This window comes from Streptomyces sp. JLYT201, from assembly GCF_059448825.1.
The window spans coordinates 2,611,368-2,625,647 of the sequence record NZ_CM182551.1; the positions used below are offsets into that span (position 1 = coordinate 2,611,368).

The following is a 14,280-nucleotide window of genomic DNA, read 5'->3' on the forward strand; positions in this document are numbered from 1 at the left end:
GGGCCCAAGTGGGGCGGGCATGCATCCCGTGAGCATGTTCGATGACGGACTTGTGGGCGGGGGTCATGGTCAGGTACGGGCAAGGAGGTGCCGCCATCGGTTGGGGGGCGGTTCCGGTGAGACGAGAGGACCATCAAGTCGACGGCGTGAGGGGTGAGGGCGGGCTCCAGCTGCGGCGAAGGCTGGGGCGTTCCGACCTCAGGGCGGTGTCCGAGGCCCGGGCTGCGCTGCGGGACCTGCTGCGGCGCTGGGGGCGCTCCGGCTCGTCCGACGTGGCCGAACTCCTCACCAGCGAGCTGGTCACCAACGCCTTGGTGCACACCGACCGGGACGCCGTCCTGACGGCGACGGTGGGGCCGCGGCGGCTGCGGGTCGAGGTCCGGGACTTCGTGGGACGGCGGCCGCGGATGCGGACGCCCGCGGCGGGCGACGCGACGCACGGGCGCGGCCTGATGCTCGTCCAGTCCCTCGCGGACGCGTGGGGCGTGCGGGCGCACGGCGTGGGCAAGGCGGTGTGGTTCGAACTGGACACGGACGGCCTCTAGCCCTCACGCGGCGCCCCAGGCCCACCCCTTCCCGAACCATGGGGCTCCGCCCCCTGGGACCCCCGTATCGGCGCTCCGCGCCTCGTCCTCAAGCGCCGGACGGGCTGAAAGTTCCCGGTGCGGGCCGCGGACGACATCCGGTCCGCACCGGCAACCATCCAGCCCGTCCGACGTTTGAGGACGAGCGCGCCAGCGCGATGAAGGGCGGGGTGCCAGGGGCGGCAGCCCATGGTTCGGGAAGGGGCGCCCGCGCGCGGAGCGCGCTGATGGGCACAGCGGGGCGCACCGCGAGGGGTTAGCCGAACTGCTGCTCGAGATCCTTCAGCTTGCGCTCCAGCGAGTCGAGGCGCGGAATCGTCTGCGTGTCGTCCTCGGCCGTGAGGTCGACGGTCACGGTCTCAGGACCGCCCTTGACGGCCTGGAGGGAGGGACGGGACCGTACGGGCAACTGCTCCTGCTGTGGCGGAGCCGCTATGGCAGGGTCCGCGCCGACCTGCGCGGACCCCACCGAAGGCGCCACGGCCTGGACGTCGACCCGCCGACCCCCGCGCCCGTGGTAGCCACGGCCCCGGCTGATGGCCTTCAGCTGCGCCCGCTCCAGCTTCTCCTGGTCGCGTCGGCGCGTGCGGGCCTGCTCCTTCTCGCGCCGGTCCTCGCGCACCTCCTCGACCGCCTCGTCGAGCGTGCGCACGCCTTCCAGGAGCATCAGCGACCACGCGCCGAACGTCTCCCGGGGCGCCCGCAGCCACCGTACGATCCGGATCTGCGGCAACGGCCGCGGCACGAGACCCTGCTCGCGCAGGGCGGCACGGCGGGTCTGCTTGAGGGCCCGGTCGAAGAGGACGGCCGCGGACAGGGACATCCCGGCGAAGAACTGGGGCGCGCCCGCGTGGCCGAGGCCGCGCGGCGCGTGCACCCAGTTGAACCAGGCGGCGGCCCCCGCGAACGTCCACACCAGGAGCCGCGAGCCGAGCGCCGCGTCGCCGTGGCTGGCCTCGCGCACCGCGAGCACGGAGCAGAACATGGCGGCCCCGTCGAGCCCGAACGGCACCAGGTACTCCCAGCCGCCCGACAGGTTCAGGTTCTGCCGGCCGAAGCCGACCAGGCCGTGGAAGGAGAGGGCCGCGGCGACGGCCGCGCAGCAGAAGAGGAGGACGTAGGAGGCGGTGCCGTAGAGGGCTTCCTTGCGCCTGCGGCGCTCCTCGCTGCGTTCCCACGAGTCGTCGGCGGCGGCCGCCTTCGTCTGGGCTTTCTTGCCCCGTGCGAGCACCGCCACCGCCACTGCCATGCCCAAGAGCAGGACGCCGCCGGGCAGCAGCCAGTCCAGCGATATGTCGGTCAGTCTCATCTGGGGTCCCTTGCGTCGCGGTAGGGCGTTTCGGGCGCCATAGTGACCCACGCCCGACGGCGCTCAAGGGGTTTTCCGGCAAGAGGACGCCAAGTGGGTGGCAAGGACCGCGCCACGCCGGAAATCGTTCGAACTACTGCCAGGAATATGCGAGTTGAGTTCGATTAGGCGGGCGCCCGGGGCGGCGGGACGGGCCGGAGCGCGTCAGGCAGCGGCCGCGGCGGCCAGTTTGGCGGCGCGGTCCGCGTCGCACATGCGCGGGCAGGTGACGCAGGTCTCCTCGGGCCGCAGCGTGTAGAACATGCAGCAGCTCGCGCGGTCACGGGTGGGCAGCTTCTCGCCGTTCGGCCCGGTCAGCTCGCGGAACGCGGCCGTGCCGACGTACGGCTTGGTGGCGCCGGGGAGCAGCCGCTCCAGCTCGGTGGTGGCGCGCCCCTCCTCGCCGAGGAGATGGGCGACGTACCAGATGCCCTCGACGATCTCGTCCGTCGCCATGGCCCACAGCGCGCGCCCGCGGCGGCGCATGCGCGGCCCGAAGCCGTCGAGCAGCGGTCCCAGGTGCTCGGCGACGGCGGCCCGCACCTCGGCGCGCAGCGCCTCCTCGTCCGGTACGACGGTGGCGCCGGGCAGGTCCGCCGCCGGGTCGTCGGGCAGGCAGGCGAAGGTGGTGGGGCGCACGGCCAGCTTGCCGAGCGCGCGCTGGAAGGAGACGTGCTCCACGGGATAGCGCGGCACGCGGCGGTGCAGGAACCAGGGCACGGTGATCAGCAGACAGGCGGGCCAGGCGTAGCGGTGCAGCGCGAAGCTGGCCACGACGTCGGGCCGGGCGCGCAGGCCGTAGTCCTTGAGGACCTGCGCGTCGTCCCAGGCGAGGAACTCCTCGAACTCCGGCCCGGCGGCGGCGAGCCGCGCGACGGAGACCCAGCCGTCGCCCCGGGGTGCGGGTTCGTCCTCGGCCAGCTCCTGGATCCGCAGCCCGGGGTACACCTCGGTGAGACGGGCGTAGGCGCCCGTGACGGAACTGTGGCGGGGCGCCGAGTGCCGGGCGCCGGGCTCCAGGGTGGGAAGGGACATGCGGGACCGCCGAATCACGATCGATTGCAGGTAAGCCTAACCTTACCCAACATGATCGAGGTTTCAACTGGAGTGCGGTCCGCCTAAGGTGCTTCTCGGGTGATTCGGGTCGTACGTTTCGCGTCCGGCGCGATCCCCTAGGTGCCGGGTGGGCCGCGGGAGCGCGGGAGCGGGAGGTAACAGTGGAGCGGGCCGGAGCGCGTGCGACGGGGGCCTCCGCCCACTGCGCCGTCGCGAGGGTCCCGGGGCAGGCCGGGACGGGCAGCGGGGACCGGGGCGCGCCGGGGGAGCCGCCGGAGCGCGGCGGCGTGCGGCGCAGCTCCGTGCGCGGGCAGGTCCTCGACGCCCTGCGGGCCGCGCTCGTCGACGGCGACCTAGCGCCCGGCGGGGTGTACTCGGCGCCCGCGCTCGGGGAGCGCTTCGGCGTGTCCGCGACGCCCGTGCGCGAGGCCATGCAGCAGCTCGCCCTCGAAGGCGCGGTCGAGGTCGTGCCGAACCGGGGGTTCCGGGTCCTGCGGCGCGGCGCGCGGGAGCTCGGGGAGCTGGCCGAGGTGCGGGCCCTGATAGAGGTGCCGGTGATGCTGCGGCTCGCCCGCAGCGTGCCCGCCGGACGGTGGGAGGCGCTGCGGCCGCTCGCGGAGGCGACGGTGGTGGCCGCGGCGGCCGGCGACCGGGCCCGCTACGCGGACGCGGACCGGGCCTTCCACCGGGCCCTGCTCGGGCTCTCCGGCAACGGGCAGCTCGTCCAGGTCGCCGACGACCTGCACCGGCGCTCCCAGTGGCCCCTCGTCACCGGCCCCGTCCACCCCCGCCGCGCCGACCTCGTCGCGGACGCGGCCGAGCACACGACCCTCCTGGACGCCCTGATCGCGGGCGACCTGCCGGTGGTGCACGCCTTGGTGACGGAACACTTCGCAGGCAGCTGACCCTTCGCGGGGCGCCCCTCACCCGCCCCTTCCCGATCAAGGGGGCTCCGCCCCCTTGCACCCCCGTTTGTCGGCGCTCCGCGCCTCGTCCTCACACGCCGGACGGGCTGAAAGTCCTCGGTCCGCACCGGCAACCATTCAGCCCGTCCGGCGTTTGAGGACGAGCGGGCCAGCGCGATCAAGGCCGGGGGATGTTGCGCAAGTTGGACCGGGCCATCTGGACCATGCGGCCCACCCCGCCGTCGAGGACGATCTTGCTGGCGGAGAGGGCGAAGCCGGTGACCATGTCGGAGCTGATCTTCGGGGGGATGGAGAGGGCGTTGGGGTCGGTGACGATGTCGACGAGGGCGGGCCCCTTGTGGGCGAAGGCGTCCTTGAGGGCGCCGGCGAGCTGCTTGGGCTTCTCCACGCGCACGCCGTAGGCCCCGGCCGCCCGGGCCACGGCGGCGAAGTCGGGGTTGTGGTTGGCGGTGCCGTACGAGGGCAGGCCCGCGACGAGCATCTCCAGCTCCACCATCCCCAGGGACGAGTTGTTGAAGAGGACCACCTTCACCGGCAGGTCGTACTGCACGAGCGTGAGGAAGTCGCCCATCAGCATGGAGAAGCCGCCGTCGCCCGACATGGAGACCACCTGCCGTGTGCGGTCGGTGAACTGGGCGCCGATCGCCTGCGGCAGGGCGTTCGCCATGGAGCCGTGGCTGAAGGAGCCGATGATGCGGCGCTTGCCGTTCGGGGTGAGGTAGCGGGCCGCCCAGACGTTGCACATGCCGGTGTCGACCGTGAAGATCGCGGAATCGTCCGCCAGCTCGTCGAGGACCGACGCCACGTACTCGGGGTGGATCGGCACGTGCTTCTCGACCTTGCGGGTGTAGGCCTTGATCACGCCTTCGAGCGCGTCGGCGTGCTTCTTGAGCATCTTGTCGAGGAACTTGCGGTTGGTCTTCGGCGAGATGCGCGGCGTCAGACAGCGCAGCGTCTCGCGCACGTCGCCCCAGACCGCGAGGTCGAGGCGGGACCGGCGCCCCAGGTTCTCGGGCCGCACGTCGACCTGGACGATCTTCACGTCGTCGGGCAGGAAGGCGTTGTAGGGGAAGTCGGTGCCGAGCAGGATCAGCAGGTCGCACTCGTGGGTCGCCTCGTACGCGGCGCCGTAGCCGAGCAGTCCGCTCATGCCCACGTCGTACGGGTTGTCGTACTGGATCCACTCCTTGCCGCGCAGGGCGTGCCCGACGGGGGCCTTGAGCTTCTCGGCGAAGGCCATGACCTCGGCGTGCGCCCCCGCGGTGCCGCTGCCGCAGAAGAGCGTGACCTTGTCCGCCTCGTCGATCATCGCGGCGAACTCGTCGATCTCGGCGTCGCCGGGGCGCACCGAGGGTCGCGAGGTGACCAGGGCCGTCTCGGCGGCCTTGTCCGGGGCGGGCTCGGAGGCGATGTCGCCGGGCAGCGAGACGACGCTGACGCCGGACTGTCCCACGGCGTGCTGGATGGCGGTCTGGAGCAGGCGCGGCATCTGCTGCGGGTTGGAGATCAGTTCGCTGTAGTGACTGCACTCGCGGAACAGCTGGTCGGGGTGGGTCTCCTGGAAGTAGCCGAGGCCGATCTCGGAGGAGGGGATGTGGGAGGCCAGGGCGAGCACCGGGGCCATGGAGCGGTGGGCGTCGTAGAGGCCGTTGATGAGGTGGAGGTTGCCGGGGCCGCAGGAGCCCGCGCAGCCGGCGAGGGTGCCGGTGATCTGGGCCTCCGCGCCGGCCGCGAAGGCGGCGGTCTCCTCGTGCCGCACCTGGATCCAGTCGATCCGCGGGGTGCGCCGGATCGCGTCCACGACGGGATTGAGGCTGTCGCCGACCACTCCGTAGAGCCGCTTGACCCCGGCGCGGACGAGGATGTCGACGAACTGCTCGGCGACGTTCTGCTTGGCCATGTGTTCATGCACCCCTTCGGTCGCTATGGGTCCATGAATTCACAGGGGACGCGCTCACGCCTCCCAAACGGCTGCGGCCGTGCGGTCGTCGGCGTATCCCTTGACCCGTACTTGGGTGTCGGCGAGGAAGGCGGCGAGGCCGGGCGGCCCGCCCTCGGCCCACCGGCGGGTGAGGTGCCGGGACAGCTCGGGCTCGCCGCGCAGCGGTTCGGCGAGGCCGCCGGTGCACAGCAGCAGCGTGTCACCCGGGCGGGCGACGGAGGCGCGGAAGCGGAAGGGGTCGCGGGGCGGCGCGGGCGCCGGTTCGTACGGGCTCGGGGGCGTGGTGATGCCCAGGTCCATGGTGAGCCGGTCGCCCTCGGGGGTCTCGGCGGGCGGCGAGCCGAAGCCGACGACGGCGGCGCCCGTGGTGGTGGCGACGCGCGGTTCGATGTCCTGCCACTCGCCGCCGCGCAGCCGGAACAGGCCGCCGGAGCCGACGCCGAAGAACACCCGGGTGCGGCAGCTCGGGTCGGCGGGCAGCAGCAGACAGCGCAGGGACGCCGTGTACTCCTCCGGTTCGAGCCCGAGGTCGGCGGCGCGGGCGCGCAGCTTGCCGAGGCTGCGGTCGGTGAGCCGGTGCAGGCCCGACTTCAGGTCGCCGCGCCGCGCGGCCTTGATGTCCTGGGCGAGCCGGGCGTGGCTGCGGCCCACGGCCCGGCCGATCCAGGCGCAGGCGTCGGCCGCCGCGCGGTGGGCGCCCGCCGTGGCGCGGGCGCCGGTGGCCATGGCGATTAGGACGAGGGCGTCCTCGCCGGTTCCGAAGCGGGCGGTGAGCAGCGCGTCCCGGCGCGGCTCGGCCCGGTACCGGGCGGAGTCCCCGCGTACGGAGGCCGCGCGCAGCGTGCTGGCGCCGTACCGGGCGCCGTCGAGCACGGTGTCGGCGACGAGGCTGCCGAGGTCGTCCGGGTCGGCGGCGGGCAGCCCGGTCGGCTCGGCTTCGTAGGTCGGGGGCCCGTCCCCCACGTACGCCCTGGCGGGGAGCTCCGGGGCCTCGCCGACGGGCCCCTGCCCCTCCGGCTCCGCCGGGGTCTTCGGGGGGTGGGAGGCCGCGGCGGTCGCGGCGCTGCTCTCCGTGGAGGGCCGCGTGGGCGGCGCGACGGGCCGCTCGGGCGCGGAGGGGAAGGTGACCGGGCCGGAGGGGGTGGCGGGCGTCCACGGGGCGGGGACGCGGTAGGTGGGGGGCGCGGGGGGATCCGTGCGGCGGTCCGTGGGCGGATGCGTGGGTGGAGGTGCCGCGGGGGGATCGGTGCGGGGTTCCGTACGGCGGTCCGTGGGCGGATGCGCCGCGGGGGAATCGGTGCGGCGGTCCGTGCGGGGTTCCGTACGGCGGTCCGTACGGCTGTCAGCGGGCGGAGGTGCCGCGGGGGGCGCCGGAGAGGGCGGGCGGCGGGGTGCCGGGGTGCTGGCGGGGGGAGTCGCCGGGCGGCGCGGTGGTGCGACGCCGGGGGGCCAGGCGGGGGCCGGGGGCCCGGCGCCCGGGGTGCCGGGCGTGGTGGGGGGTGCGGGAGGCGGGGGCCCCGGGCTCGGCGCCTGGGGTTGCGGGCGCGACTCCCCTCGCGGCTCGCGCAGGGGCTCCTCCCGCGGCTCGCGCAGGGGCTCTCTCTGCGGCTCACGCAGAAGCTCGCTCCGCGACTCGCGCGGGGACTCCCCCTGCGGCTCGCCCCACGGCTCCCCTCGCGACTCCCCCGCCGGAACCTCCCGTTGCCCGGGAACGTCGTACGGCTTCGCTCCCCCGCCCGCGTCGGGCGGCCTCGCGGGGGCGGGCGGCGGCGTGGGCGCGTCGTCGTCGGGGCCCACCCGGGGCGCGCTGCCCGCGGCGTACGCGGTGGTGTCCCTCGGCGGCGGCTCCCCCGCCGCCGGGGCGAAGGGGCCGCCCCGGGAACCGGCCGTGGGCTTCGCCGCGAACGTGCCCCCGAGGGCCGGGCCCCCGGGTCCCGCGCGGTGCTCCGCGGTGCCGGACGCGGCGGGCGGGCCGTCGCCCGCCTCCTCGCCCACCGTCCCCGCCGCCGAGGCGAACCGGTCGTCCAGGGAATCGGCCGCGGCCGCGGGCCCCGTGTCGTCCTTCGCCTCGTCGTACAACTGCGCCCACCAGTCGGCCTCCTGACCGGTGCGCCTCTCCCCCTGCTGGCTCATGCCCCTATTGTCCACAGCACAGGCCGTACGAAAACGGTGCATCCGGAAATTCCCACCGGGGCCGACGGGGGCGGCGGGCGGTGGCGCGGGGTGCCGGGCGGGCCCACCCCCCACGGGAGGACCGCCCGGCGAGGAGGCCACCCTGGCAGAGCGGCGGGTGGTGCGGTGATGATGTTCGCGGCGGGTTCACGCCGTGGCCGGTTTCCGCCAGCCACGGGCAGAACGGCAGGGCCGCGCCGGAACGATCGGGGAGGGAGCCGCCGCATGCTGGCCGCTATTGGTCTGGACGAGACGCACGAGGCGGCGTACCGCGCGCTGGTGTCGGTCGGGGCGGCCGACGTGCCGGACCTGGCGCGCCGCCTCACGCTCGCCGAGCCGGACACGGAGCGGGCGCTGCGCCGGCTCGAACGGCACGGGCTCGCCGCGCAGGCGTCGGGCCGGGCCGGGCGCTGGGTGGCGGCGCCGCCCGGCGTGGCCCTGGGCGCGCTGCTCACCCAGCGGCGGCACGAGCTGGAGCAGGCGGAGCTGGCGGCGACCCTGCTCACCGAGGAGTACCGGGGCAGGGCGGCCGAGCCCACCGTGCACGACCTGGTCGAGGTGGTGACGGGCGCGGCCGCTGTCTCGCAGCGCTTCCTCCAGCTCCAGCTCGGCGCGAGCCGCGAGGTGTGCGCCCTGGTGACGGGCCGGCCGGTCGCGGTGACCGGCCTGGAGAACGACGCGGAGGAACAGGCGGCGAGCCGGGGCGTCGCCTACCGCGTGGTGGTGGAGCGCGCGGTCCTCGCCGCGCCGACGGGCCTGACCGAGATCGCGGAGGCGATGGGGCGGGCCGAGCGGGTGCGGGTCGTGGACCGCGTGCCGACGAAGCTGGTGATCGCGGACGGGTCGCTCGCGATGGTGCCGCTGACCACGCGGACGGCGGAGCCCGCGGCCCTCGTGGTGCACGCGAGCGGGCTCCTGGAGTCCCTCACGGGCCTGTTCGAGGCGGTGTGGCGGGGCGCGCTGCCGCTGCGGCTCGGCGAGGGCGGCGCGGTGCGCGAGGCCGCGGACGGCCCCGACGGCACGGACCTGGAGGTCCTGTCGCTGCTGCTCGCCGGGATGACGGACGCGAGCGTGGCGAAGCAGCTGGACCTCGGCCTGCGCACCGTGCAGCGCCGGGTCAAGCGGCTGATGGAGCTGACGGGCGTCACGACCCGGCTCCAGCTGGGCTGGCACGCCTACGAACGGGGCTGGGTGGCCCGGGAGGCGGGCGCCCCGGGACCGGCCCGCGGCTAGGCGCCGACGCGGGCGCCGGGACTAACGCGACCTGCGGTTTCGCGGCCGCTCCTGCACCCTGGGCAGATGGGAGCGTGGGAGCTCACGCTGGTCGGCGTGGTGATGCTGCTCGGTCTGTGCGGCGTCCTCGTACCCGGCGTGCCCGGCTCGTGGCTGGTGTGGGCCGGGGTGCTGTGGTGGGCGCTCCAGGACCCGCACGGCCTGGCCTGGGGCGTCCTGGTGGGCGCGACCCTGGTGCTCCTGCTGTCCCGGGCGGTCCGCTGGCAGCTGCCGCCCCGGCGCCTGCGCGAGTCCGGGGCGGGCCACCGCACGGCCGCGTACGCGGGGGCCGGGGCGCTGCTCGGGTTCTGCCTGCTGCCCGTGCTCGGCGCCGCGCCCGGGTTCGTGGGCGGGATGTATCTGGCGGAGCGGCTGCGGCTCGGCGGACACGGCGAGGCCGTGACGGCGGTGCGCACGGCCCTGCGGGCGGGTGGCTGGAACGTGTTCGTGGAACTGTACGCGTGTCTGCTGATCGTGGGGGCGTGGGTGGGCGCGGTGCTGGCCAGGGGATGACGGGGCGGCGCCGCCGAGCGCCGCGGGTTCCGTGCGCGGGGCCCCGGGGGCAGCCCCCGGGGCCCCGCGCCCGTGACGTGGGCCGACGCACCGGTGCGCGCACCGGATCCGCGTGCCAGCCTCACCCCATGACCGAATTCAGCGCGGCCGAGCGCGCGTACCTGAAGTCCCAGCGTCTGGGCAGGCTCGCCACCGTCGACCCGAACGGGCAGCCGCAGGCCAACCCCGTCGGCTTCTTCCCACAGGACGACGGCACGATCCTCATCGGCGGCTACGCGATGGGCACCACGAAGAAGTGGCGCAACCTCCAGGCCAATCCGAAGGTGGCGCTGGTCGTGGACGACATCGTGAGCGAACACCCGTGGCGGGTCCGCGGCGTGGACGTGCGCGGCGAGGCGGAGCTGCTCACCGGCCCGCACGAGCTGGGGCCGGGGCTGAGCGAGGAGCTGATCCGCATCCGCCCGCAGCGCATCCACAGCTGGGGCCTGGAGGAGGAGGCGGGGTGACGGCGGGCCAGGAGGCGGGCGGCGCGGAGGGGACGGGCGGCGCGGCGCGGAGGGCACAGGCGGCGCGGCGGTGGAGGCGGGCGGTGACGGCGTTGACACCGAAGGACAGGGGAGCTTAGGTATGCCTTACCTAACTAGCGAGCCCTTCGGGGCTTCGCTCGGCCCAGAAGGGTGCCCGCACCCATGCGTACGCGTACCCGTGCCCTCCTGCCCGTCGCCCCGCTCATGGCCGCCGCGCTCACCGTCGGCCTCGCGGGCTCGGCGTCCGCCGCCGACGTCATCGCGAAAAGAACCGTCACCGACGGCGGCAAGACCTACCGCCTCGCCCTGACGGGGCCGAACACCGCGGCGGCCGGGGGCGTCAACGTCACCGTGTCCGGCACCGGTTACAACACCGCGCAGGGCGTCTACGTCGGCCTGTGCGCCGTCGAGGGCGCGCCCGGCGCCAACAAGCCGACCCCCTGTCTCGGCGGCCAGGACCAGTCCGGCACCACCGGCGCCTCGCACTGGGTGTCCAACGCGGGCGGCGGCACCGTGCCCAACAGCTCCCGCTTCGGCGCGAACGGCGGCTTCTCGGTGAAGGTCCACGTGAAGGCCGACCTCGGCGGCGGCAAGGTCTGCGGCGAGACCGTGGAGTGCGCGATCGTGACCCGCGCCGACCACACCGACTCCGGCGACCGCAAGTACGACGTACACATCCCCATCACCTTCCAGTAGCCGGGGCCGCTGCCGCCATGAGACGCCACCTTTCCCTGACCGCGGCGGCGGCGACCCTCGCCGCGCTCACCGCGGGGTTCGCACCGGCCGACGACGGCGCGAACCCCCCGGCGGGCGGGCCCGGTTACCACCGCGCAGCCGACTTCACCACGGCGGGCAAACCCCTCGACATCGCGCTCCACCCCGACTCCGGCAAGCTCTACGTCGGCTCCGACGACGACACCGGCACGGCGGACGTCAACGAGACGGGCCTGTGCGTCCTGGACCGCGCCGACGGCACCGTACGCGGCCGCACCGCCGAGGCGCCCGGCGCCACGGGCGCCCTCGGCGCGGTGGCCGTGCGCCGCATCGCGGGGCCGCTGCCCGGCGACGGCGTCGTCTTCCACTACCCGCTCAAGGGCCTCGGCACGGCCAGGGGCGGCGACCCGCGGGCACGCGGCGTCTGGCTGCCCGGCGCCAAGGTGACGGACGTCGGGCCCGGCGTCGCCGCCGGTACGACGCTGGTCGCGCAGGGCACGGCCCTCACCGAGGTCGACACCGCCACCGGCGCGGTCCGGCGGACGGTGACCCTCGCGGGCGGCGGGAGGTTCGCCGTCGACGCGCGCCGCGAGGCGGTGTGGTCGGCGGACCTGGCGAACAACCGCCTCTACCGCGTCGACACCGGCTCCTTCACGGTGACCAGGACCGTCGAACTCCCCGTCACCGAGGGGGTGGAGGGCTTCACCGCCGTCGACCCTGGCACGGGCGCGGTGTGGGTGGGACGCCAGGACAAGATCATGGTGTTCGGCGCGGACGGCACCCCGCGCACCACCCTCACCGGCACCGACCTCGCCACGGACGTCGCCTTCGACGGCGGCCGCGCGTACGTCGCCCGGCAGGACGTCGGCGACCCGGACGCGCCCGACTACGACGGCCGGGGCTCCCTGACGGTCCTCGACACCCGCACCCTGAAGCCCTCGGCGAAGCCGGTGCCGCTGCAGGGCAACGTCGCCCAACTGGGCGCCGCCGCCGTCGCGGTGGCGCCGGGCGGCGCGGAGGTCTTCGTCACCAGCCCCGCCCAGGGCCGCGTCACCCGGATCGTCCCCTCGACTCCGCCGCGCGTCACGCGGTCACCGCAGGACGTCACGGCGGAGGACGGCGCCGAGGTGACGCTCACGGCCCGCGCCGAAGGCTCCCCCGCGCCGGTCGCGCGCTGGCAGCGCAGCACCGACGGCGGCCGCTCCTGGCGCGCCGCCGCGGACGCCGCCGGTCCCCCGAAGGCCTCGTACACCTTCACGGCCCGCGCGGCCCAGGACGGCCACCGCTTCCGCGCGGAGTTCACCAGCGACGCGGGCACCGCGCACACGGAGCCCGCGACCCTGACGGTCGAGGGCGCGCGACCGGGCGACGGCCCAGGTGACGAACCGAGTGACGAAGCGAGTGACGAACCGGACGGCGGCGGCCCGGACTCCGGGACCACCGGCGGATCCGGAAACGGTGCCGGGCCCGGTTCCGGAAGCGGGACGGGCGGCGGATCCGGCAGCGGCTCGGTCGGCGGCTCCGGCACCGCCTCCCCCACCGGCGGCAGCCTCGCCTCCACCGGCGTGGCGGTGACGTCGGCCGCGGCCCTGGCGGCGGCCCTCGTCGCGACGGGCTGGTACGCGCGGCGCCGCGCCGGACGGACCCGGCTCAGCCGGTGACCGACGGCTCGGTCGGTCCCGACGGCCCGGACAGCGCGGACGACCCGGACGACCCGGGCGACCCTGACGACTCCGCACGCGCCTGCGCCCGCAGGTGCCGTACCGCGTACGACCGCCAGGGCCGCCACGCGTCGTCCACCCGCTCGCCGGGCAGGGCCACGTCCGGGTCGCCGAGGGCCCGCATGCGGATGACGGCCGCCGCCGTCGCGTCCACGCCGTCCACGGCGCGCAGCCGCCGCTCGGCGTCGTCGCGGTCGGTGCCCGCGTCCAGGCGTACGACGCCCTCGGCGAGCGCGGCCGCCAGCGGCAGCCGGTCGGCCAGGGCCGCGGGCTCGGGGAAGACGTGCGTGAGGCCGCCGCAGGGGGACGGCAGCGGCGTGCCGTACTCCGTCACGAGCCGCGCGGCGGCCTCCCGGCCCACGGCCGCGCGGATCGCGAACTCCTCGGGGTCCGCGGCACCGGGCGAGCGCAGCCCGGGCCGGGCGCGCACGAGCGGCGCCAGGCGGGGGTGCGTGCCGAGGCGGTCGTCGACGGCGTACGGATCGGCGTCCAGGTCGAACAGGCCGCGCAGCCGCTGGACGGCCGTGGTCAGGTCCCGCAGGTCCGTGAGGTGCAGCCGGGCCTCCAGCCAGCCGCTCCGCCCGGCGTCGCCGCGCCTGCGCGGGTCGCGCTCCTCGACGGCCACGATGCCCGAGGCGTGCGGGAGGCGCAGCGTGCGCCGGTAGGTGCGGGTGCCGCGCTCGCCCTGTACGTCCTCCACGCCGGGCAGCGCCTCGTCGGCGAGCAGGTCGAAGGCGGCGACGGCCTGGTAGGGCCCGCGGTAGGCGAGGCGCAGCGGGATGCCCGCGGCGGGCGTGGCCCGGCCGCCGCCCCGCTTGGGCGCGGCGGCGCGCAGCGCGGTGGGCGTCAGCTCGTACACGGCGCGGATGGTGTCGTTGAACTGCCGCACGCTGGCGAAGCCCGCCGCGAACGCGATCTCCGTGACCGGCAGGTCGGTGGTCTGCAGGAGCACGCGCGCGGTGTGCGCGCGCTGCGCCCGGGCGAGCGCGACGGGGCCCGCGCCCACCTCGGCGGTGAGCTGGCGCTGCACCTGCCGGGCGCTGTACCCGAGTCGCACCGCGAGCCCGCCGACGCCCTCGCGGTCCACGACGCCGTCGCCGATCATCCGCATGGCGCGGCCCACGACGTCCGCGCGCACGTTCCACTCCGCGGACCCCGGCACGGCGTCCGGGCGGCACCGCCGGCAGGCCCGGAAGCCCTGGCTCTGCGCGGCGGCCGCCGTCGGATAGAACTTCACGTTCTGCCGCTTGGGCGTCACGGCGGGACAGCTCGGCCTGCAGTAGATCCCCGTCGTGGACACGGCGAAGAAGAACTCCCCGTCGAACCGGGCATCGCGGCTGCGGACGGCTTCGTACCTGGTGTCGAGATCGTTCACCCCTCCAGTGTGGGTGGCCCCAGGCGCCACAGCTAGCGGAAATCGGACACGGAGCCCCCGTGCCCACGGCCCGTGGGCACGCCCCGTGGGCACGGCCCCGGGTGCCGAAGCCCCGGCTGCCGGGCGACCG

General features: G+C 75.6%; 12 protein-coding genes. 7 read left to right on the forward strand and 5 right to left on the reverse strand.

The window, feature by feature from the left end:
• Positions 1-65 precede the first annotated feature (65 nt).
• A complete protein-coding gene (locus AC5WAM_RS10250; protein ID WP_495523552.1) occupies positions 66-545 on the forward strand; it encodes an ATP-binding protein in 480 nt (159 codons plus the stop codon).
• A 295-nt stretch (positions 546-840) separates the two neighbouring features.
• On the opposite strand, the gene AC5WAM_RS10255 is transcribed toward AC5WAM_RS10250, so the two are convergent.
• Both AC5WAM_RS10255 and AC5WAM_RS10260 read right to left on the reverse strand, forming a co-directional pair.
• Positions 841-1,893 (reverse strand): DUF2637 domain-containing protein, encoded by a 1,053-nt coding sequence (locus AC5WAM_RS10255; protein ID WP_495522394.1) that lies wholly within the window; start codon positions 1,891-1,893, stop codon positions 841-843.
• Between the two features lie 204 nt (positions 1,894-2,097).
• A complete protein-coding gene (locus AC5WAM_RS10260; RefSeq protein WP_495522395.1) occupies positions 2,098-2,967 on the reverse strand; it encodes a (2Fe-2S)-binding protein in 870 nt (289 codons plus the stop codon).
• A gap of 182 nt (positions 2,968-3,149) precedes the next feature.
• Between AC5WAM_RS10260 and AC5WAM_RS10265 the strand changes: the two genes are divergently transcribed.
• Positions 3,150-3,893 carry a GntR family transcriptional regulator gene (locus tag AC5WAM_RS10265; RefSeq protein ID WP_495522396.1) on the forward strand — a complete coding sequence of 248 codons (744 nt, stop codon included), beginning with the start codon at positions 3,150-3,152 and terminating at the stop codon, positions 3,891-3,893.
• A gap of 178 nt (positions 3,894-4,071) precedes the next feature.
• On the opposite strand, the gene AC5WAM_RS10270 is transcribed toward AC5WAM_RS10265, so the two are convergent.
• Both AC5WAM_RS10270 and AC5WAM_RS10275 read right to left on the reverse strand, forming a co-directional pair.
• Entirely contained in the window at positions 4,072-5,814 is a 1,743-nt protein-coding gene (locus tag AC5WAM_RS10270; RefSeq protein WP_495522397.1) for a pyruvate dehydrogenase, read from the reverse strand.
• Between the two features lie 54 nt (positions 5,815-5,868).
• Positions 5,869-7,989: a protein phosphatase 2C domain-containing protein gene (locus AC5WAM_RS10275; RefSeq protein WP_495522398.1), complete on the reverse strand. Its 2,121-nt coding sequence runs from the start codon at positions 7,987-7,989 to the stop codon at positions 5,869-5,871.
• A gap of 264 nt (positions 7,990-8,253) precedes the next feature.
• Here AC5WAM_RS10275 and AC5WAM_RS10280 point away from each other — a divergent pair, with 264 nt between their 5' ends.
• From AC5WAM_RS10280 to AC5WAM_RS10300, 5 genes are all read left to right on the forward strand, one after another.
• Positions 8,254-9,261: a helix-turn-helix domain-containing protein gene (locus tag AC5WAM_RS10280; RefSeq protein WP_366795165.1), complete on the forward strand. Its 1,008-nt coding sequence runs from the start codon at positions 8,254-8,256 to the stop codon at positions 9,259-9,261.
• A 66-nt stretch (positions 9,262-9,327) separates the two neighbouring features.
• Positions 9,328-9,813, forward strand: coding sequence for a DUF456 domain-containing protein (locus AC5WAM_RS10285; RefSeq protein WP_366795164.1), 486 nt, complete (start codon positions 9,328-9,330; stop codon positions 9,811-9,813).
• A 128-nt stretch (positions 9,814-9,941) separates the two neighbouring features.
• Positions 9,942-10,319, forward strand: a complete 378-nt coding sequence (locus AC5WAM_RS10290) for a PPOX class F420-dependent oxidoreductase (protein WP_366795163.1) — start codon at positions 9,942-9,944, stop codon at positions 10,317-10,319.
• Between the two features lie 183 nt (positions 10,320-10,502).
• The gene (locus tag AC5WAM_RS10295) at positions 10,503-11,036 is read left to right on the forward strand and encodes a hypothetical protein (RefSeq protein WP_495522399.1); all 534 of its coding nucleotides are present in this window, start codon (positions 10,503-10,505) and stop codon (positions 11,034-11,036) included.
• A 17-nt stretch (positions 11,037-11,053) separates the two neighbouring features.
• Positions 11,054-12,715, forward strand: coding sequence for a hypothetical protein (locus AC5WAM_RS10300; protein ID WP_495522400.1), 1,662 nt, complete (start codon positions 11,054-11,056; stop codon positions 12,713-12,715).
• Here the strand turns inward: AC5WAM_RS10300 and AC5WAM_RS10305 are convergent.
• Positions 12,705-14,150, reverse strand: a complete 1,446-nt coding sequence (locus tag AC5WAM_RS10305; protein ID WP_495522401.1) for a bifunctional transcriptional activator/DNA repair enzyme AdaA — start codon at positions 14,148-14,150, stop codon at positions 12,705-12,707. The two genes, AC5WAM_RS10300 and AC5WAM_RS10305, sit on opposite strands and share 11 nt — an antisense overlap.
• Positions 14,151-14,280: the final 130 nt, after the last annotated feature.

What these genes read in the sequence shown, in the direction of transcription:
- AC5WAM_RS10270 (WP_495522397.1), bottom strand. Translation starts at nt 5,814, where the DNA reads ATGGCCAAGCAGAACGTCGCCGAGCAGTTCGTCGACATCCTCGTCCGC.
- AC5WAM_RS10290 (WP_366795163.1), top strand. Translation starts at nt 9,942, where the DNA reads ATGACCGAATTCAGCGCGGCCGAGCGCGCGTACCTGAAGTCCCAGCGT.
- AC5WAM_RS10300 (WP_495522400.1), top strand. Translation starts at nt 11,054, where the DNA reads ATGAGACGCCACCTTTCCCTGACCGCGGCGGCGGCGACCCTCGCCGCG.
- AC5WAM_RS10295 (WP_495522399.1), top strand. Translation starts at nt 10,503, where the DNA reads ATGCGTACGCGTACCCGTGCCCTCCTGCCCGTCGCCCCGCTCATGGCC.
- AC5WAM_RS10280 (WP_366795165.1), top strand. Translation starts at nt 8,254, where the DNA reads ATGCTGGCCGCTATTGGTCTGGACGAGACGCACGAGGCGGCGTACCGC.
- AC5WAM_RS10260 (WP_495522395.1), bottom strand. Translation starts at nt 2,967, where the DNA reads ATGTCCCTTCCCACCCTGGAGCCCGGCGCCCGGCACTCGGCGCCCCGC.
- AC5WAM_RS10250 (WP_495523552.1), top strand. Translation starts at nt 66, where the DNA reads ATGGTCAGGTACGGGCAAGGAGGTGCCGCCATCGGTTGGGGGGCGGTT.
- AC5WAM_RS10275 (WP_495522398.1), bottom strand. Translation starts at nt 7,989, where the DNA reads ATGAGCCAGCAGGGGGAGAGGCGCACCGGTCAGGAGGCCGACTGGTGG.
- AC5WAM_RS10285 (WP_366795164.1), top strand. Translation starts at nt 9,328, where the DNA reads ATGGGAGCGTGGGAGCTCACGCTGGTCGGCGTGGTGATGCTGCTCGGT.
- AC5WAM_RS10255 (WP_495522394.1), bottom strand. Translation starts at nt 1,893, where the DNA reads ATGAGACTGACCGACATATCGCTGGACTGGCTGCTGCCCGGCGGCGTC.